Below are 18,244 nucleotides of genomic sequence, written 5' to 3'. Positions count from 1 at the left end.
ATGGCCCGGAAGACCGTCCACTTCGCCGTCTACGACGCCCTCGCCGACTGGGAGATCGGGCACGCCATCGCCCATATCCGCGACAATTCGGCGCACCGCCCGCCGCGCGATACGTACGAGACCGTGTCCGTGGGTGCGTCCCGCGGCGGCATCGTCACGTCCATCGGCGGCATGCACATCCAGGCCGACGCCGCGCTCGACGAGCTGCGGCCCCAGGACAGCTCGCTGCTGATCCTTCCGGGGTCCGGGTTGTACGACCAGGGCGACGAGCTCGCGCCCTTCGCCCGCAAGGCGCGGGAGTTCCTGGACGCGGGGGTGCCGGTCGCGGCCATCTGCGGGGCCACCGCGGGGCTCGCCCGCGAGGGGCTGCTGGATGAGCGGGCGCACACCTCGGGCGCCGCCGAATACCTCGCGGCCCAGCCCGGCTACAAGGGCCACGACCACTACGCCGACGCGGACGCCGTCACCGACGGCGATCTGATCACGGCGGGGCCCGCCCACCCGGTCCCGTTCGCCCGCGAGATCTTCCGCCGCCTCGGCCTGCACGAGCCGGCCGTGCTCGACGCCTGGGAGCGGCTGTTCGGCGCCGGCGACCCGACCGCTTTCCCCGTACTGATGGAGGCGTCGGCGAAGTGAGCGCCGCCCGAGACGCAGGCCCCGCCGACGCCGACCTCCTCAGCGGGGCCGCGCTGACCGCCTTCCGTCTCAACGGCCAGTTCCTGGCCGTCGCCGACCGCCTGGCCGAGCCGGCCGGGATCTCGGCGGCGTGGTGGCAGGTGCTCGGCGCGGTGCTGCCCGAGCCGCTGCCCGTCGCCGGCATCGCGCGGACGATGGGCATCACCCGGCAGAGCGTGCAGCGCATCGCGGACCTGCTGGTCAGCCACCGCCTCGCCGCGTACGAGCCCAACCCCGCGCACCGCCGGGCAAAGCTGCTGGCGCCGACGCCCGAGGGCAGGGCGGCGATCGCGGAGATCGTGCCGGGACACAAGGCCTTCGCGGCGCGGCTGGCCAAGGAGCTGGGCGGGACGGAGGAGTTCAGCAGGGTGCTGGACGCGCTGCGCGAGCTGTCCGCGGCGCTCGACGCGATCGAGGGCCGGCGCGACTGAGGCGGCCAGAGGTGCACGACCTGTCACGGGCCGGCGCCCCCGCCCCGGGCGAGCGACCCGTCACAGGTCGGCGGCGGTCATCCCGGGGCTCCGCCCCGGACCCCGTATCGGCGCTGCGCGCCTCGGCCTCAATCGCCGGCCGGGCTTGATCTGCACAACCCACCGTCACGGCCATGCTGCGGCCTCATCACCGTTGTCCACAGGGGGCAGTGGCGGACGCGGGCACCGCGATACGCTCCCTGGACTGGCAATACCGAGGGGGATGCAGCCATGCGGAATCTGGGTCCTGAGGACCCGAGCCATGTCGGGGAGTATCGCTTGCTGGGCCGCCTGGGCGAGGGCGGCATGGGGCGGGTCTATCTCGCCAGGTCCGCCCGCGGGCGGACGGTGGCGGTCAAGCTGGTCCAGGAAGAACTCGCGCGCGAGCCGGAGTTCAGGCGCCGCTTCGCCCAGGAGGTCACGGCGGCGCGCAGAGTCGGCGGCGAGTGGACCGCGCCCGTCCTCGACGCCGACACGACCGCGCACACCCCCTGGGTGGCCACGGGTTATGTGGCCGGCCCCTCGCTGTACGACGTGGTCGCCACGGAGCACGGCCCGCTGCCCGCGGAGTCGGTGCTCGCGCTGGCCTCCGGCCTGACCCGCGCCCTTGAGACGATCCACGGGGCGGGTCTGGTGCACCGCGACCTGAAGCCGTCCAACATCCTCGTCACCATCGACGGCCCGAAGGTCATCGACTTCGGCATCGCCCGCGCCCTGGACTCGGTCTCCACCGCCGGCGGCCTGACCCGCACCGGCGCGGTCATCGGCTCGCCCGGCTTCATGTCACCCGAGCAGGTGCGCGGTGAGCGGGTCACGACCGCCAGCGATGTCTTCTGCCTCGGCTCGGTGCTCGCCTTCGCCGCCACCGGCCGGATGCCGTTCGGCACTCACGACAGCGGCGCCCATGCCCTGCTCTTCCGCATCGCCCAGGAGGAGCCCGACCTCACCGGGCTCGACGGCGAGCTGCTCGACCTGGTGCGGCGCTGCCTCGTCAAGGACCCGGCAGGCCGGCCCACGATCCCGGAGCTGCTGGAGCTCACCGCCGGCACCACCATCGGACCCGACATCCCGTGGCTGCCCGCCGCGCTGCTCGCCCGGCTCGGGCGGCTCGCGGTGGAGCTGCTGGACGTGGAGTCGCCGCAGCTCGCGCCGCATGCGCAGCCCACGCAGACGGCCCCGCCGGGACAGACGCCGCATCGCCCGGTGCCGTATGTCCACATCCCGGGGACGCCCCCGCAGCAGATGCCGCCCTCGCAGGTGATGCCGCAGGTCAGGACCCCGCCGCCGCATATGGGCACGCCACCGCCGCCCGTCGGCACCCCGCTGCCCGGCTATGCCCGGCGGCTGCTCGCTCCGTCCTCGCCGCGCGCGCTGGGCACCGCGCTGGTGGTGCTGCTGAGCATCGGCTCGGCCGTGCAGGTCATGCAGTTGATCTTCCATCTCAATCTGTACGGCCATCTGTCCGAGGACGGCTGGCTGTACAGCGGGCTGACGGAGGCGGAGGAGAACGACAACGCCTTCAAGGGGCTGTACATCCTCTTCCTCATCCCCACGATCGTGCTGTGGACGGTGTGGTTCCACCGGCTGCGGACCAATGCCGAGTACTTCGCCCCGAACGGCAACCGCTTCGCGCCGGGGATGGCGGCAGGCTCCTGGTTCATACCGGTCGTCTATCTCTTCATGCCGAAGATGATCGCCAACGACATATGGAAGGCCTCCGCCCCGGCCGCCCCCACCGGATACGCCACCGGCGCCCCGGGACGAGGCCTGCTCAACGCCTGGTGGATCGTCTGGCTGCCCACCACCGTGCTCTTCTTCTGGGACTGGGACCGGAACCATCTGACCGCGGACAATGTCGCCGTGGACATGATCCAGGATGTCGTCACCGTGGCCGCGGGAGTGCTCGCCCTGCTTCTCGTACGGAAGCTCAGCGCCATGCAGGACCAGCGCATCACCGCCACCGGACATCACGCCTGAACACGTAATCGCATCTCAGCCCGGCAACGACGGGATCTGCAGCGCGCTGCCGAGCGTCGTAGCGGACGTACGCTCCGAGGACGCGCCCGCAGGCGCGAGCACATTGGGGAGGACGTTTCGCATGCAGAGCCTGGGACCGCAGGACCCGCAGTGGATAGGTGACTACCGCATCGTGGGCCGGCTCGGCACGGGCGGCATGGGGCATGTCTACCTCGCGCGCTCCGAGGGCGGCCGCACCGTCGCCGTGAAGCTGGTGAAGCCGGAGCTGGCGAATGAGCCGGAGTTCCGGCAGCGCTTCCGCCAGGAGGTGGAGGCGGCGCAGCGGGTCGGCGGCCGCTGGACCGCGTCCGTGCTGGACGCGAACACCGACGCGGCGGTGCCGTGGGTCGCCACCAGCTATGTGGCGGGCCCGTCGCTGAGCGACATCGTCGACCGGCACGGCCCGCTGCCGGTGGACTCCGTGCGCACCCTCGCGTACGGCATGGCCTGCGCGCTGCTCGACATCCATGGCGCGGGGCTGGTGCACCGGGACCTGAAGCCGTCCAACATCCTCGTCACCATCGACGGCCCGCGGGTCATCGACTTCGGCATCGCCCGGGCCCTGGACGCGGCGGCCGGCGACGGCACCGTGACCCGTACCGGCATGGCCGTCGGCTCGCCCGCCTTCATGTCGCCCGAGCAGATCACAGGCAGCGAGCTCACGCCCGCCAGCGACATCTTCTGCCTCGGCTCGGTCCTCGCCTATGCCGCCACCGGCACGCTCCCGTTCGGGACGCCGACGTCCAGTGGCGTGCACGCGGTGATGTTCCGCATCGCGCAGAACGACCCGGACCTCTCCGGCCTGCCCGATGACGGCGGGCTGCGCGAGCTGATCGCCGGCTGCCTCGCGAAGGACCCGGCGGACCGCCCGGCCCCCGAGGACCTCGCCGCGGGCATCGGCCCGGTCAACACCGGCGCGGCCGCCCCCTGGCTGCCCGCCCCGATCATCGCCGAGCTCGGCCAGCACGCCGTACGGCTGCTGGACTTCGACACCCCGCCCGGCGGCGCCCCGCAGCGCGAGGCGCGGACGTCGTCGCAGACGAGCGGCGGCCAGTCCGGCGGCACCTCCGGCGGCCCTTCCGGCAGCCACTCCGGCGGCCAGCGCCCGCCCTCGAACCGCACCCTGATCGGCGTCCGGCAGCTGGAGCCCGAGGAGGAGTACGCCTACGAGCCCGCGCCGCCGCCCGCCCCCGGCCCGCCCCGCAAGCGCCGCGGCCGCGCGCTCGCGATCGCCGCCGTGGCCGCGCTGGTCCTGATCGGCGCGGGCGCCGCAGGCGCCGCCATGCTGGGCGACGAGAGCGGCGGTGGGAGCAAGGACGCGCAGACCGAGGCCTCGGACGTGCCGAAGGAGTACCTCGGCACCTGGGTAGGCGACGTACTCCGCGACGGCGAGGCGAACGGCTCGTACCGCCGCTTCGTCATCGAGCCCGGCAAGAAGGGCGAGGTCGTCGCGAACAGCATCACCATGGGCAAGACCGCCGAGTGCAAGTCCGACGGGAAGCTGGTTTCCGCCAACGGCGAGCTCTCTCTCGACACGAAGGTGGTCGCCAGCGCCCCCGAGGGCAGCTGCACCGCCCTCGGCCGCCACACCCTGAAGCCCGGCCCCGACGGCACCCTCGAGTGGTCGGCGGCGGGCCGCAGCGCGACGCTGCGCAAGGTGGAGCAGGGCCACGAGGGGCTGGACGACGCGATGCTCGGCGACTGGCAGCAGCCCTTCGGCGGCGGCCTTCAGTACATGAACGTCAAGAGCACCCCGATCGGCGGCAAGGCCATCACCCTGACCTCCGACATCGCCGGCAACCACTGCGAGGCCAAGGCTGACCTGATCGCGGCCGGCGACAAGGTCCTCATCGGCCCGACCGTGGTGACCGAGGCCGAGGTCCCCTCCGCCTGCAAGCCCGGCCCCCCGTCGATGCTCCGCGTCGAGGGCGGCAAGCTGATCCGCGAGTGGCTGAACGGGGCGAGCGCTCCGCGCACGTACACGCGGAGCTGACTCGCCGCCGGCCTACAGGAACGAGTTGATCTCGATCGTCTCGTCCCGCCCCGGGCCCACGCCGATCGCGGAGATGGGCGCCCCGCTCATCTCCTCCAGCGCCTTCACGTAATCCTGCGCGTTCTTCGGCAGGTCATCGAAGGTCTTCGCCTTCGTGATGTCCTCCGACCACCCCGGCAGGTACTCGTACACCGGCTTCGCGTGGTGGAAGTCGGTCTGCGAGTACGGCAGGTCGTCGACCCGCTTGCCGTCGATCTCGTACGCGACGCACACCGGGATCTGCTCCCAGCCGGTCAGCACGTCGAGCTTGGTCAGGAAGAAGTCGGTCAGCCCGTTGACCCGCGTCGCGTACCGCGCGATCACCGCGTCGAACCACCCGCACCGCCGGTCCCGCCCGGTGGTGACCCCGCGCTCACCGCCGATGCGCCGCAGCGCCTCGCCGTCCTCGTCGAAGAGCTCGGTCGGGAACGGTCCGGCGCCCACACGCGTTGTGTAGGCCTTGAGGATGCCGATGACCCGGGAGATCTTCGTCGGCCCCACGCCTGCGCCGGTGCAGGCCCCGCCCGAGGTCGGGTTCGAGGACGTCACGAAGGGATACGTGCCGTGGTCGACGTCGAGGAGCGTGCCCTGGCCGCCCTCGAAGAGCACGACCTTGCCCTCGTCGATGGCGTTGTTCAGGATCAGCGAGGTGTCGGCCACGTACGGGCGCAGCTGGTCGGCGAAGCCCAGCAGCTCCTCGACGACCTCGCCGACGGCGATCGCGCGGCGGTTGTAGAGCTTGGCGAGGACCTGGTTCTTGAAGTCGAGGGCCGCCTCGACCTTCTGCTCCAGGATCGACTCGTCGAAGAGGTCCTGGACCCGGATCCCGACCCGGTTGATCTTGTCGGCGTAGGCCGGGCCGATGCCCCGCCCCGTCGTGCCGATCTTCCGCTTGCCGAGGAACCGTTCCGTCACCTTGTCCATGGTCGTGTGGTACGAGGTGATCAGGTGCGCGTTACCGCTGATCAGCAGCTTGGACGTGTCGATGCCGCGCTCGTTCAGTCCGTTCAGCTCGGAGAACAGGACCGACGGGTCGACTACGACGCCATTGCCGATAACGGGCGTGCACCCGGGCGAGAGGATTCCCGAGGGAAGAAGGTGCAGCGCGTATTTCTGGTCGCCTACGACAACCGTGTGACCGGCGTTGTTGCCGCCCTGAAAACGCACCACGTAATCCACGGATCCGCCGAGCAGATCGGTGGCCTTTCCCTTGCCTTCGTCACCCCACTGAGCACCGAGCAGCACAAGTGCGGGCACAGGCGTACACCCCTTCCGGGCGGGGCATGTCCGTACAGGCGGGGACACCAACGGATGGTGCCACCGACGGCTGCGTCGGACGGGCGCCCCGGAAATAGACGAAGCCCCTGGCGCAATCGCGCAAAGGGGCTATTGCACAGAGATGCTACCTGAGGAAGGACCGACGTGTCGCTGCTGGTGGTCATCGACCCGGCCGCACGGAGCACGGACGGGGAGGCCGTGCGGATCGCGCGGGACGTGCTGGGCGCGGGTGCGGCGGCAAAGATCTGCGTGCCGGACGACGCGGCGGAGGCGGAGCGCGCGCTCGCCAGACGCGGCAGCAAGCTCCCGGTGGTGGTGGGCGACGACGCCGCGCTGGTACGGGCGGCGCGGGCGCTGCACCGCGCGGGCGAGCTGGCGGACTGCGCGCTGGCGGTGATCCCGGTCGGGCCGCGCCGCACGACGTCGCTGGCCGGGGGCCTCGGCGTGCCCCTGGACACGGTCGCGGCGGCGCGGGCCGTGCTGGACGGGGAGCCGGTGGGGCAGGGGCTGCTGCTGGACGAGGACGGCGGTCTGGTGCTCGGCTCGCTGGCGATGCCGGCGGTGCCTTCGCCGGCGCCCGGGCCGTCGAACGGGGCGGCCACGCCGGCCGACGAGCGGGCCGCGGCCACCTGGTGGGCCCGCCCGCTGCGCGGCTGCGGGTCACTCCTGCGACCGGCGGCCCGCCGCCCGCTGAGCACGCCGCGGGTGCCGCGCCCTTCCGTACCGCAGCCGCGGCTGCACGTGGAGGCGGACGGGGTGGAGCTCGCCGGCAGCGGCCCGGCGGCGGAGGTGCGGATCGCGTCGACCGACGTGGCCGAGGTCGTGGTGCACGAGGCGGACGGGCGGGCGCTGCGGCGGGTGGAGGCGCGGAAGGTGATCAAGGTCGCCGCGGGCGCGGACTTCCGGTACCGGGCGGATGCGGTGCTGGCCGGTCCCGTACGGGCCCGGGAGTGGGCCGTGCGGGCGAGCGCCTGGCAGCTGACGCTGCCCAGGGATCGCTAGCGCGGCTCGACGCGGGTCGCCTTGTGCGCCTCCCAGCGGTCCATCATCGACGCCAGCTCGTTGCGCAGGAACGCGAAGAAGTCGGCCGTCTCGGCGAGCCGCACGCCGGCCGGGGTGCCGGGACCCAGCGTGTCGGAGCCCTTCTGCAGGGCCGACTCGAAGCTCTTCAGCATCTGGCCGCGCTGCGTGAACGACTCGTACCACTGATCGCTGTGCACCCGGTACCGCTCCCGCCGGGAGCCGGGCTCGCGCTCCCGGGTGATGATCCGCACCTGCGACAGATAGCGCACCGCCCCGGACACCGCCGCCGGGCTGATCTGCAGCGCCTCCGCCAGCTCCGTGGACGTCATGGCGCCGGAGTCGCTGGCCAGCACGCAGGTAAAGACCCGCGAAGGCATCCGGGGCATGCCGGCCTCGGTGAGCTCGGCCGCGAACCGCTCGATGAAGTCGGACACGGCCCCTTCGTCCCGCTGCTGCTCGTTCACCTCGACATCGTCTCCCCTGTTCAAGCCCTCACCGCGGATCCTAACGCTTCCTTAACTTCACAAGTTTGTGAAATTACCGTAGCTTCGTTTCCATGACGAAGGCAATCTCCGTGTCCGGCCTCACCAAGACCTTCGGCCGGACCCGCGCACTCGACGCGCTCGACCTCGAGGTCGAGAGCGGTGAGGTCCACGGCTTCCTCGGCCCGAACGGCGCCGGGAAGTCCACGACCATCCGCATCCTGCTCGGCCTGCTGCGTCCCGACTCGGGCGCCGCCCAGGTGCTGGGGGGCGACCCGTGGACCGACGCCGTCGCCCTGCACCGCCGGCTGGCGTACGTGCCGGGGGACGTCGAGCTGTGGCCGAACCTGACCGGCGGCGAGGCCATCGACCTGCTCGCCCGGCTCCGCGGTGGCATCGACAAGGCCAAGCGCGACGACCTTCTGGAGCGCTTCGACCTCGATCCCACCAAGAAGGGCCGCAGCTACTCCAAGGGCAACCGGCAGAAGGTCGCGATCGTCGCCGCCCTCGCCTCGGATGCCGAGCTGCTGCTCCTGGACGAGCCGACGGCAGGTCTCGACCCCCTCATGGAGGTCATCTTCCAGGACGTGATCACCCAGGCGAAGGCGGACGGCAAGACCGTCCTGCTCTCCAGCCACATCCTCGCCCAGGTCGAGAAGCTGGCGGACCGGGTGAGCATCATCCGGCTCGGGAAGATCGTGCAGTCCGGCTCGCTGAGCGAGATGCGCCATCTGACCCGTACGACGGTGGAGGCGCAGACCGAGCGCCCGGCCACCGGCCTCGACGGGCTCCCCGGCATCCACCAGCTGCACACCGAGGACGGCCGGGTGCGCTTCGCCGTCGACGGCGGGCACCTGGATACGGCGATCAGCCGGCTGAGCGAGTTCGGCGTGCGCAGCCTGGTCAGCCACCCGCCGACGCTCGAAGAGCTCATGCTGCGCCATTACGGCGACGAGCTGGAGGGCAACGGGCACCACAAGGCGGAGCCGGAGGACGTCCGATGAGCACCGCCATCAAGGAGCGCATCGCGAACCGCGAGAGTGCTTCGGCCGGCGGCGGCGCGCTGGCGGGGACCGGCACGCTGCTCCGCTTCGCGCTGCGCCGGGACCGCGTCCGGCTCCCGGTGTGGGTGCTGGCGCTCTTCCTCGGCACGCTGTCCACGGCCAACAGCTTCAAGACCAACTACTCGTCGGCGAAGGACCGCGCGTCCATCGCCGACACCATGGACAGCGCGGCGGGCCTCGCGATGACCGGCCCCCGCCACTACCTCAGCGACTACTCGTACGGCTCGATGCTCGGCCACCAGATGCTCGGCTTCACGGCCATCATGGTCGGGATCATGAGCGTCCTGACGGTCGCCCGGCACACCCGCACCGAGGAGGAGACGAACCGCGCCGAGCTGGTCCGCTCCGCCGTCGTCGGCCGGCACGCCTACCTCGCCGCCGCGCTGACGGTCGCGGTGCTCGCGAACCTCGTCCTCGGCCTGCTGATCGCCGCCGGGCTCGGCGGGATGGGCATGGAGGGCATCGACGGCAAGGGCTCTCTGCTGTACGGGCTCGCACACACGGCCATCGGCGTCTTCTTCGCCGCAGTCGCCGCGATCACCGTGCAGATCAGCGGCCATTCGCGCAGCGCCTCCGGCATGGCGATGGCCGTCATCGGCGCGGCCTACGCGCTGCGCGCCTCCGGCGACGTCGGCGACGGCCTTCTGTCCTGGCTGTCCCCGATCGGCTGGGTACAACGGACGTATGTTTACGTCGATAACAACTGGTGGCCCGTACTACTCACCCTCGCGGCAGCCGCGGTCGCGGCCGCGGCCGGATTCGTACTCTCGACGCGCCGGGACGTCGGCGCCGGGCTGAAGGCCGCCCGCCTCGGCAGCCCGCACGCCTCACCGTCCCTCGGCACGCCGCTCGGCTTCGCGCTGCGCCTGCACCGCGGGCTGCTGGTCGCCTTTGGCGCGGCGGCGCTGCTCTTCGGTGTGATGTACGGGTCGATCCTGGGCGACGCCGAAGACATGATCAAGGAGGTCGACGCCTTCGAGAAGTCCATCGAGGGGGTCGGCGGGCAGTCGGTGGCCGAGTCGTTCGCCTCGGTCGTGCTGATCGTCCTCGCCGTGGTCGTGTCGATCTACGTGGTGATGGCCGCCCTCCGCCCGCGCGCCGAGGAGACCGCAGGCCGGGCGGAGCCGCTGCTGTCGACGGGCCTTTCGCGGACCCGCTGGGTGCTGAGCCACGCGATCGTCGCGGCGATCGGCGGCACGGCGCTGCTGCTCCTCGCCGGGATCGGCTTCGGCGCCTCGGGCGCGGGGTCGACCGGCGACGGCGGCCTCTTCCTGAAGCTGGTCGGCGCCTCGCTCGCCTACGCCCCCGCGCTCTGGGTCTGCATCGGCGTCGCGGTCGCCCTCTTCGGCTGGCTGCCGCGGGCGTCGGCGGTGGCGTGGGTGCTGCCGGTGTACGGCTTCCTGGTCGGCTACCTCGGCCAGATCCTGCAGTTCCCGGACGCGCTCAACAACCTCTCCCCGTTCGGCCACGTGCCGCAGCTGCCGGCCGCGGACATGAACTGGACGCCGCTGGGGCTGCTGACGCTGCTGGCCGTAGGCCTGGTGTGGCTGGGGCTGGCGGGCTTCAACCGCAGGGACCTGGAGACGAAGTAGGTCAGACCTCGACGTCGAGGCGCTTCAGCCCGCGGATGACCGCGGAAGGCCCCCACTCCGGCTCGGCGGCGAGCCGCATGCCGGGGGCCTTCCGCAGCAGCGCCCCGTACGACGCCCGCAGCTCAACCTTCGCCAGCGGGGCGCCGATGCAGTAGTGGATGCCGGCGCCGAAGGAGATGTGCGGATTGTCCGTACGGTCGAGGTCGAGGTCGTCGGGCCGGGGGAAGGCTTCCGGGTCGCGGTTGGCGGAGCCGAAGAGGAGGGCGACTTCCTGGCCGCGCGGGATCAACTGCCCGCCGATCTCGATGTCTTCGAGCACCCAGCGCTCGAAGAGGTGGAGCGGGGTGTCGTAGCGGAGAAGTTCATCCACAGCTGTGGACAACTTATCGGGGGCAGCGCGCAGACCGGCGAGCTGCTCCGGGTGCCGGAAGAGCGCATACCACCCATTCACGGTCGAATTGACGGTCGCCTCATGCCCGGCATTGAGCAGCAGCACGCAGGTCGAAAGCATCTCCTGCTCGCTGAGCCGGTCCCCTTCGTCGTACGCGGCGATGAGGCCGGAGATCAGGTCGTCGCCGGGGTTCTTGCGGCGCTCGGCGATCAAGTCCCGGAGATACGCGGAGAATTCCTCGGAGGCGGTGACGGCCTGCCGCGCCGCGTCCTCGCCCGGATTCAGGTCGTACATCCCGCAGATGGCCGCCGACCAGGGCCGCAGCTGATGCCGGTCGCCGGCCGGAATCCCGAGCAGTTCGGAGATGACGGCGACGGGCAGCGGCTCGGCCACGGCGGCAAGAAGATCCCCGCCCCCGTCCGCGACGAAGTCCGCCACCAGCCCGTCCGCCAGCCGCCCCACGACCGGCTCCAGCTCCCGCACCGTACGAGGCGTGAAGGCCTTCGAGACCAGCCGCCGAATCCGCGTGTGATCCGGCGGCTCCAGCTCCAGCAGCCCGTTGTCGTTGAGCGTGTGAAAGGGCTCATGCGCAGCGGACGGCGCACTCCGCCCGAACTCCTCGTGCGTGAACCGATGCCAGTAACTCCGCCCGAGCCGCCGGTCCCGCAGCAGCGCGCTCACATCGGCGTGGTGCGGGATGAGCCACTGCTTCGAGGGATCGAACCAGATGGCCCGCCCCTGCTCCCGCAGCTCGTCGTAGGCGGGGTACGGGTCGGCGACGAAGGACGGTGACCAGGGGTCGAAGGCAGCGCACATGCTCCGACGCTAGGCCGCCCCGGCGGGATCGGACAACGCTCAGCGGGCGTAGTCCTTCAGCTCCTCGGTGTCGAGAGCGATACCGACGGGATCCGGCAGTCCGACCCTCTCGCCGAAGTCGACCGTGTGCAGGTCACGGTAGCGGCCGGATACCGGTCGGCTGTGCACAGTGATGGTGCCCGCATCGCGGTCGATGAGCAGGTAGACCGGGATTTCAGCCTCTGCGTATGCCCAGGGCTTCTCCTTCCGGTCGCGACGGTCAGTGTCGGTGTCGTACGAGGTGACCTCGACGACCATGAGCACCTGTTCGGTGCTCGCCCAGTCGCCATGCCCGGCGAATGCCCCCTTGGGCGCCAGAATGAGATCCGGTTTCGCGCGGCCCTTCCGGTATCCCTCAACCTCAAGGCCGATACCCGAGCTGTACACCCTGAGTTGGGGCCGGAACTGCATGCATTGCTCCTGCAGCCAGCCGATGATCTCCCCGTGATCACCATCCGTCACGCCCTTGACCCCGATCCGTCCATAGATGTACTCGAGCCGGACGGGGACGGCGAGTCGCTCCGCAGCTTTGGCCAGTTCCTCGAAGTCCTTCGCTGCCAGCTGCGCCGCACGTTCTGCCATGAGTGTCATGGTGGCACCACCTTCCGGGCAGGAGCCAGTGTGCCGAGCCCGTGGCGTTCATGGACCGTGATCATCACCTGTGTACCCATACGGGTGACGTCAGTAAATCTCAGGCCACAGCTCCCAGCGAGGCGCGCAGCGCCTGGTACGCGGCCGAGCCCGGGACCAGCGCGGCGTAGTGCCCGGCCCCCTCCAGCACCCGCAGATCGGCGCCGAAGCGCTCGGCGTAGCGGCGTGACAGCTCCGGCGGTACGTCGTCGTCCGCATCCCCGTGCAGCAGCACCACCGGCGCCGTCGGGCCCGTCATCCGCATCGGGTCCGTCTCGTCCAGCCGGTCCGTGACCTTCGCCGCCCCGCCCAGCAGCTCCGCCACCGCGCCGTCGCTGAGCCCGAGTTCATGCGCGCGGGCCAGGTCGGCCACCGCCGCGATGCCGACCACCTTCGACACCGCCGTCGGGCAGCGGGAGGCCGCCCACAGCGCGAGGTGGCCGCCCGCCGAGTGCCCGACGAGCGCCACGGGGCCCGAGCCTGGCAGCGCGGCCAGCGCGGGCGGGAGGTCGTCGAAGGTCGCCGGGAAGCCGCCGTCGCCGCCGACCCGGCGGTATTCGATCAGAGCCACGCACCGCCCCAGATCCGCCGCCAGCGCCGCGGCCGTCGAGCCCAGGTGCGTACGGTCATAGCGCTCCCGCCAGAAGCCGCCGTGCAGCAGCGCGACCACGCCGTCCGTCCCGTACGACTCCCCGTACAGGTCGATGACCTGCGACGGATGGTCGCCGTACGCGAACGTCCGGTCCGGCTCCGCGGGCTTCAGCGCCGCCAGGCCCGTGGTCTCGTCGTCAACGGCGGTCATTCAGCACCTCTTCCAGCGTTCGCGCGGCGCGGCATACGTCCGTAAAGGAGGTATACAGCGGCGTGAAGCCGAAGCGGAGCACATCCGGCTCGCGGAAGTCGCCGACGACGCCGCGGGAGATCAGTTCGCCCATCACCTTGCCGGCGTCGGCGCAGCGCAGCGCGACCTGGCTGCCGCGTTCGGCGTGCGCGGCCGGGGTGAGCGGCTCGACGCCGAGGCCCGCGGTGGCCTCCAGGAACAGGTCGGTCAGGGCCAGGCTCTTGGCCCGTACCGCCGCGATGGCCACCCCGTCCCAGACGTCCAGGGCGGCCTCCAGCGCCAGCATCGAGAGGATGTCGGGTGTGCCCACGCGCCCGCGTATCGCGCCGTCCGCGGGCGTGTAGTCGGGGCGCATGCCGAAGGGGTCCTCGTGCGAGTTCCAGCCGGGGAGCGGGGACTCGAAGCGGGGCTGGTGGTCGCCGCGGACGTAGAGATACGCGGGTGAACCGGGGCCGCCGTTGAGGAACTTGTACGTGCAGCCGACCGCGAGGTCCACGCCGTGCTCGTCCACCCCGACGGGCAGCGCCCCCGCGCTGTGGCAGAGGTCCCAGACGGCCAGCGCGCCCGCATCGTGCAGCGCCGCCGTGATCCCGGGCAGGTCGTGCAGCCGGCCGCTGCGATAGTCGACGTGGTTGACCAGGGCGGCGGCGGTACGGGGACCCGCCGCCGCGGGGATCTCGGCGGGCGCCAGGGGGCGGAGCGTGCACCCCGTCAGGCGGGCGGCCGAGGCCGCGATGTAGCCGTCCGTGGGGAAGGTGGACTCGTCGATGAGCAGCTCGTCGCGCCCCTCCCCCGCCAGTCGTACGGCCCCGACCACGGCCTTCAGCACATTGACGCTGGTCGAGTCGCCCACGACCACCTGCCCGGGGGCGGCTCCGATGAGCGGCGCGATCCGGTCGCCGATCCGCTCGGGCGCGGACCACCAGCCGGACTCCGTCCAGGAGCGGATACGGAGCTCACCCCACTCGCGGGCGATGACGTCGGCGACCCGCCCGGGGACGGTCTTCGGCAGGGCGCCGAGGGAGTTCCCGTCGAGGTAGACGCCCGCGCCGCCAGGCGCATCGTCAGACGCAGCATCCAGAACAAAAGCGTCCCGCTTCCCCGCCAGGGGATCCACGGCGTCCAGCTCCGCCGCCCGGCGCTGCAGCAGTTCAGACATGGGACCTCGCCGTCCACAGCTCGGGGAACACATTCTTGGCCGCGCGCTTCTCCAGCCACGCCACCCCGGCGGAGCCGCCGGTGCCGACCTTCGAGCCCATCGCCCGCCGGGTCGCCACCAGGTGGTCGTTGCGCCAGCGCCACACCAGCTCGGCGACCTCGGTGAGCAGCTCCCCGAGGCGTACGAGCTCGTCCTCCTGGTCCCCGGCGTAGACCTGCGCCCACGCCGCCTCGACCGCCGGGTCGGGCTCGTGCCGCCGCGCCAGATCCCGGTTCAGCACCTCGCCCGGGACCGGGAACCCGCGCCGGGCCAGCAGCCGCAGCGCCTCGTCGTACAGCGACGGCTCGGCAAGGGCCTTCTCCAGCTCCGCGTGCACGCGCGGCGCGCCCCGGTGCGGGACCAGCATGGACGCGGACTTCTCGCCCAGCAGGAACTCCATCCGCCGGTACATCGCCGACTGGAAGCCGGAGCCCTCGCCCAGCGCGCTGCGATAGGCGTTGAACTGCCGGGGGGTGAGATGGGCGAGCGGCTCCCACGAGGCATTGAGCGACTGCAGCTCGTACGTGGAGCGCTTCAGCGCCGCCATCGCCCGCGGCAGGTCGTCCTCGCGCAGCGCGACGGCCGCGGTCTCCCACTCGTGGACGATCACGGTGAACCACAGCTCCATCACCTGCGTGGTGACGAGAAAGACCATCTCCCCGGGATCGTCGGAGAGCGGATGCTGCAGGTGGGTGAGGACGTCGGCCTGGACGTAGTCCTCGTACGGGGTGGTGCCCTCGAAGTCGAGGTTCGGGGCTTCGCCGGATGCGGCGGGATCGGTGGAGGTGTCCGACATCGGTGTCTCCGTCAAGACGTGCTGCCGGGTAGCGGTCCGCCCCAGCCCTGAAGGCTGCGGGGCCCCGGTCCCCTCGGGCGGCGGCGCCTGGGCCGGCGTCTCGCACACCCACCCGCATCGTACGACCTGGTGCTACGAAGGCGGCAAGAGCCGTCTCGCGGGAGACCGGCGGATCAGGAAGGCCGCCTCGCCGGCCGTGGTGATGCCGGCGGCGATGGCCAGGATGACCGCGAGGGCCTCGACCAGGCCGGAGATGCCCTCCTCCACCCGGCTCGCCACCAGGTCGCCGAGGGCCGTGTAGATCAGGGCGCCCGGCAGCAGGGGAGCCACGGCCGGCAGGACGGCGGGGAGCGCCGATACGCCGGTCTTGCGGGCCACCAGCTGGCCGACCGCGCCGACCACCAGGGCGGTGCAGGCGACCGCGAGAATCCGCGCCACCCCGGCCTCGCGGAGCTCCACGTAGACGACGGCGCCGCCGAGGACGAGCAGGGTGATGTAGCCCCACTGCCGTACGGGAACCCGGTAGCGCATCGCCACGGCGAGGGCGAACGCCACCGCGCCCACCGTGCGCCAGGACAGGTAGTCCAGCTGCAGCTGCACGTGGGCGGGCGGCAGGTCGAGGCCCGCCAGCTTGCCGATGCTCAGCACGGTGGCCGTGCCCGCCACGATCGCGGCGAAGACCAGCGACGCGTCGAGGAAGCGGGAGATCGCGGTGAGATGGTGGCCGGTGAGGCTGTCCTGTACGCCGCTCACCATCGTCATCGCCGGCAGCAGCGCCAGGATCGCGCCGACGAGCACGGCCTGCCCTTCGCCCGGCTCCTGCACGGTCGCGATGACCAGCGCCGCCAGGCTGCCCGGCACCACCGCCAGGAACGTGAGGTGGAAGGCGGGCATCCCGTACGCGCCGAGCACGCCGACGATCAGCGCCCCCACCATCGCGGCGGCGAACGACACCACGATGGCGACCGGCCCGCCGCCGGCGAGCATGCTGCCCGCGGCGGCGATCACCGCCGCCTGCAGCAGCCCCGGCAGCCCGCTAGAGCCCGCCGGCGGCGGGTGCAGCGCCGCGTCGGCCGCCGTCCACGCCTCGTCCAGCGCGTACCGGCCGGCGGTGATGTCCGCCACCACCCGGTGAGTGCGCTGCAGGGCGCTGAAGTCGTTGGTCGGCTTCACCACGACGAGTGAGTCCACCAGGCGGGTCTCGGCCTCGCCCGGCGGACCCGGCGGATAGGCGCACATACTCACCTGGCTGAGCGTCACGTCGATCTCGCAGCCGGTCAGCCCGCAGGCCTCGCCGCACGCGAGCATGCCGGCGACGGTCTCCTCGGCCGAAGCGCCGTTCTTCAGCAGGGCGGCTCCCACCATGAGGGAGACCTGCAGCGCCCGCTGCCCGGAGGACGCGGCCGGGCGCGGCGGCTCGGCCGGCTCCAGGCCGCGCAGCCGGCCGAGCGCCCCCTGCACCCACGGCAGCGATTTGCTGGGCACGCCGACCTCCCTGCCGCAGCCGCGATCGTTTCGTCGAGGATCACTCAGCGATCAGCGGCGCGCATCCGGTGGTACGCCTTGGCCCGCTCTCCGGCGGCCGGCGAGCGGGCATCAAGGGGCGGCGCAAACCATGCGCGGCTCAGTTCAGCGTCTGTGCCGCGGTCGCCGAGCTGTCGCGCAGGAAGGTCGAGCAGCGGTCGTGCTCCTCCGTCTCGCCGATGGCGCCGGCGGCCCGGGCCAGGGCGTGCAGGGCGCGCAGGAAGCCGCGGTTCGGCTCGTGCTCCCAGGGGATGGGGCCGTGGCCCTTCCAGCCGTTGCGGCGCAGCGCGTCGAGGCCGCGGTGGTAGCCGGTGCGGGCGTAGGCGTACGACTCGACCGTGCGGCCCGCCTGGAAGGCGTCGTCGGCGAGCTGGGCCCAGGCGAGCGAGGAGCCGGGGAACTTCGCGGCGACCTCGGCCGGATCGGCGCCGTTCGCGAACAGCTCGCGCGGGCCCGGGTCGTCGGGCAGATGTGTGGGAGGCGGTCCTGCTAGCAGGTTCTCGTGGTTCGACATGGCTCCCAGTCTGCCTTGCCCGGCGGCGGAGGCGACCGCTCCAGGTCACCGTTGCTACGGGGCGGGCTGCGAGGCGTCAGTGTTCGGTAACAACGGGTCGCCGACAAGCCGGAATTGATTCTTCCGAGGGCACACTCACCGGGTGGCCGCGTTGACCACGGGTCCACGACGGGGAACACGGGGAGCATCAAAAACACGGGGGATGATCATGCACAGGATGCGTAATCGAAGAATATGGGCCGCCGCGGCGGCGGCCGCCTCCGTGCTCGTGCTCGCCGGCTGCGAGGAAACCGACCAGGGTCCTGGTGGGGCGTATGGAGGGAAGCCGGCCGGGGGCGCGAAGCCCAGCCAGAGCACGTCCAGCTCCCCGGCCGCCGCCGACCCGCTGGGCCAGGCCGACGACCGCGACTACTCCGACCGGCAGCAGCCGCCCGAGCAGAACGTCTGCGAGAGCGACGGCCCCTTCCTGGGCCTGACCGGCTACTCGGCGGAGGTGGAGGGCCCGGACCCGCTGCTCACCATGTGGGAGGGCACGTACGACTGCGGTGACCAGGGCCCGGTCTTCAAGCGGCAGGGCACGCACCCGCGGCTGCTGCCCCTGGACACGGCGAACGTGAAGATCGTGGCGGGCGGCGAGTTCACCGGCGGGAGCGGCACCGAGCCGGTGGCCGTCCAGACCTTCATGGACAAGCTGCAGAAGATGAAGGACGAGGGGCGGCTCGGCACGGAGAACAACTCGCTGGAGTTCTACGTCCAGTTCGGCGGGCCGATCGGGGAGGACGGGCAGGGCACGGACAACAAGGTCGTGTACCTGTACCAGATCATCGACGGCTGAGCCGAAGACGGCGCACGGCCGCGGCGAG

General features: G+C 71.8%; 17 protein-coding genes. 8 read left to right on the top strand and 9 right to left on the bottom strand.

The genetic code is table 11. The annotated features are described in order from the left end of the window. The 4 genes from ACNNMR_RS24025 to ACNNMR_RS24010 all read left to right on the top strand — a co-directional run bounded on the left by ACNNMR_RS24025 (window position 1) and on the right by ACNNMR_RS24010 (window position 5,154). Window positions 1-636, top strand: coding sequence for a DJ-1/PfpI family protein (locus ACNNMR_RS24025; RefSeq protein WP_419996752.1), 636 nt, complete (start codon window positions 1-3; stop codon window positions 634-636). After that, on the top strand, window positions 633-1,106 hold the full coding sequence (locus ACNNMR_RS24020; RefSeq protein WP_419996751.1) for a MarR family winged helix-turn-helix transcriptional regulator: 474 nt from the start codon (window positions 633-635) through the stop codon (window positions 1,104-1,106). Before ACNNMR_RS24025 ends, ACNNMR_RS24020 begins: the two co-directional genes overlap by 4 nt. 270 nt (window positions 1,107-1,376) lie before the next feature. Beyond that, window positions 1,377-3,122: a protein kinase domain-containing protein gene (locus tag ACNNMR_RS24015; RefSeq protein ID WP_419996750.1), complete on the top strand. Its 1,746-nt coding sequence runs from the start codon at window positions 1,377-1,379 to the stop codon at window positions 3,120-3,122. A 121-nt stretch (window positions 3,123-3,243) separates the two neighbouring features. Further along, a complete protein-coding gene (locus ACNNMR_RS24010; RefSeq protein ID WP_419996749.1) occupies window positions 3,244-5,154 on the top strand; it encodes a serine/threonine-protein kinase in 1,911 nt (636 codons plus the stop codon). Window positions 5,155-5,166: 12 nt separating this feature from the next. On the opposite strand, the gene ACNNMR_RS24005 is transcribed toward ACNNMR_RS24010, so the two are convergent. Beyond that, the gene (locus tag ACNNMR_RS24005) at window positions 5,167-6,450 is read right to left on the bottom strand and encodes an adenylosuccinate synthase (protein ID WP_419996748.1); all 1,284 of its coding nucleotides are present in this window, start codon (window positions 6,448-6,450) and stop codon (window positions 5,167-5,169) included. Between the two features lie 165 nt (window positions 6,451-6,615). Between ACNNMR_RS24005 and ACNNMR_RS24000 the strand changes: the two genes are divergently transcribed. Further along, window positions 6,616-7,473 (top strand): diacylglycerol kinase, encoded by an 858-nt coding sequence (locus ACNNMR_RS24000; RefSeq protein ID WP_419996747.1) that lies wholly within the window; start codon window positions 6,616-6,618, stop codon window positions 7,471-7,473. On the opposite strand, the gene ACNNMR_RS23995 is transcribed toward ACNNMR_RS24000, so the two are convergent. Continuing rightward, window positions 7,470-7,982 (bottom strand): GbsR/MarR family transcriptional regulator, encoded by a 513-nt coding sequence (locus tag ACNNMR_RS23995; protein WP_419996746.1) that lies wholly within the window; start codon window positions 7,980-7,982, stop codon window positions 7,470-7,472. The genes ACNNMR_RS24000 and ACNNMR_RS23995 overlap by 4 nt on opposite strands. 68 nt (window positions 7,983-8,050) lie before the next feature. On the opposite strand from ACNNMR_RS23995, the gene ACNNMR_RS23990 reads away from it, so the two are divergent. Next, window positions 8,051-8,980: an ATP-binding cassette domain-containing protein gene (locus ACNNMR_RS23990; protein WP_419996745.1), complete on the top strand. Its 930-nt coding sequence runs from the start codon at window positions 8,051-8,053 to the stop codon at window positions 8,978-8,980. Beyond that, complete coding sequence (locus tag ACNNMR_RS23985; RefSeq protein ID WP_419996744.1) at window positions 8,977-10,632, top strand: ABC transporter permease; 1,656 nt, start codon at window positions 8,977-8,979, stop codon at window positions 10,630-10,632. Before ACNNMR_RS23990 ends, ACNNMR_RS23985 begins: the two co-directional genes overlap by 4 nt. Before the next feature lies 1 nt (window position 10,633). Here ACNNMR_RS23985 and ACNNMR_RS23980 read toward each other — a convergent pair whose 3' ends face one another. The 7 genes from ACNNMR_RS23980 to ACNNMR_RS23950 form a co-directional block, all read right to left on the bottom strand. Continuing rightward, complete coding sequence (locus tag ACNNMR_RS23980; RefSeq protein ID WP_419996743.1) at window positions 10,634-11,839, bottom strand: cytochrome P450; 1,206 nt, start codon at window positions 11,837-11,839, stop codon at window positions 10,634-10,636. Window positions 11,840-11,878: 39 nt separating this feature from the next. Then, complete coding sequence (locus ACNNMR_RS23975; protein WP_419996742.1) at window positions 11,879-12,469, bottom strand: Uma2 family endonuclease; 591 nt, start codon at window positions 12,467-12,469, stop codon at window positions 11,879-11,881. A gap of 100 nt (window positions 12,470-12,569) precedes the next feature. Further along, window positions 12,570-13,310, bottom strand: a complete 741-nt coding sequence (locus ACNNMR_RS23970) for an alpha/beta fold hydrolase (RefSeq protein ID WP_419996741.1) — start codon at window positions 13,308-13,310, stop codon at window positions 12,570-12,572. Next, window positions 13,297-14,508 (bottom strand): kynureninase, encoded by a 1,212-nt coding sequence (gene kynU, locus ACNNMR_RS23965; RefSeq protein WP_419996740.1) that lies wholly within the window; start codon window positions 14,506-14,508, stop codon window positions 13,297-13,299. The genes ACNNMR_RS23970 and kynU overlap by 14 nt, the downstream gene beginning before the upstream one ends. Beyond that, complete coding sequence (locus tag ACNNMR_RS23960) at window positions 14,501-15,343, bottom strand: tryptophan 2,3-dioxygenase family protein (RefSeq protein ID WP_419996739.1); 843 nt, start codon at window positions 15,341-15,343, stop codon at window positions 14,501-14,503. Before ACNNMR_RS23960 ends, kynU begins: the two co-directional genes overlap by 8 nt. A 132-nt stretch (window positions 15,344-15,475) precedes the next feature. Continuing rightward, a complete protein-coding gene (locus ACNNMR_RS23955) occupies window positions 15,476-16,828 on the bottom strand; it encodes a threonine/serine ThrE exporter family protein (RefSeq protein ID WP_419996738.1) in 1,353 nt (450 codons plus the stop codon). A 139-nt stretch (window positions 16,829-16,967) separates the two neighbouring features. Beyond that, window positions 16,968-17,381 (bottom strand): DUF3151 domain-containing protein, encoded by a 414-nt coding sequence (locus tag ACNNMR_RS23950; protein ID WP_419996737.1) that lies wholly within the window; start codon window positions 17,379-17,381, stop codon window positions 16,968-16,970. A 217-nt stretch (window positions 17,382-17,598) separates the two neighbouring features. Between ACNNMR_RS23950 and ACNNMR_RS23945 the strand changes: the two genes are divergently transcribed. Further along, entirely contained in the window at window positions 17,599-18,216 is a 618-nt protein-coding gene (locus ACNNMR_RS23945) for a hypothetical protein (RefSeq protein WP_419996736.1), read from the top strand. Window positions 18,217-18,244: the final 28 nt, after the last annotated feature.

Source organism: Streptomyces boninensis (assembly GCF_048572725.1).
GTDB classification, from domain to species: domain Bacteria; phylum Actinomycetota; class Actinomycetes; order Streptomycetales; family Streptomycetaceae; genus Streptomyces; species Streptomyces boninensis.
The sequence above is the reverse complement of the archived record's forward strand: the minus strand, read 5'-3'. Positions and strand labels throughout refer to the sequence as shown.

What these genes read in the sequence shown, in the direction of transcription:
- ACNNMR_RS24025 (WP_419996752.1), top strand. Translation starts at nt 1, where the DNA reads ATGGCCCGGAAGACCGTCCACTTCGCCGTCTACGACGCCCTCGCCGAC.
- ACNNMR_RS24015 (WP_419996750.1), top strand. Translation starts at nt 1,377, where the DNA reads ATGCGGAATCTGGGTCCTGAGGACCCGAGCCATGTCGGGGAGTATCGC.
- ACNNMR_RS24010 (WP_419996749.1), top strand. Translation starts at nt 3,244, where the DNA reads ATGCAGAGCCTGGGACCGCAGGACCCGCAGTGGATAGGTGACTACCGC.
- ACNNMR_RS23990 (WP_419996745.1), top strand. Translation starts at nt 8,051, where the DNA reads ATGACGAAGGCAATCTCCGTGTCCGGCCTCACCAAGACCTTCGGCCGG.
- ACNNMR_RS23985 (WP_419996744.1), top strand. Translation starts at nt 8,977, where the DNA reads ATGAGCACCGCCATCAAGGAGCGCATCGCGAACCGCGAGAGTGCTTCG.
- ACNNMR_RS23980 (WP_419996743.1), bottom strand. Translation starts at nt 11,839, where the DNA reads ATGTGCGCTGCCTTCGACCCCTGGTCACCGTCCTTCGTCGCCGACCCG.
- ACNNMR_RS23975 (WP_419996742.1), bottom strand. Translation starts at nt 12,469, where the DNA reads ATGACACTCATGGCAGAACGTGCGGCGCAGCTGGCAGCGAAGGACTTC.
- ACNNMR_RS23970 (WP_419996741.1), bottom strand. Translation starts at nt 13,310, where the DNA reads ATGACCGCCGTTGACGACGAGACCACGGGCCTGGCGGCGCTGAAGCCC.
- kynU (WP_419996740.1), bottom strand. Translation starts at nt 14,508, where the DNA reads ATGTCTGAACTGCTGCAGCGCCGGGCGGCGGAGCTGGACGCCGTGGAT.
- ACNNMR_RS23960 (WP_419996739.1), bottom strand. Translation starts at nt 15,343, where the DNA reads ATGTCGGACACCTCCACCGATCCCGCCGCATCCGGCGAAGCCCCGAAC.
- ACNNMR_RS23950 (WP_419996737.1), bottom strand. Translation starts at nt 17,381, where the DNA reads ATGTCGAACCACGAGAACCTGCTAGCAGGACCGCCTCCCACACATCTG.
- ACNNMR_RS23945 (WP_419996736.1), top strand. Translation starts at nt 17,599, where the DNA reads ATGCGTAATCGAAGAATATGGGCCGCCGCGGCGGCGGCCGCCTCCGTG.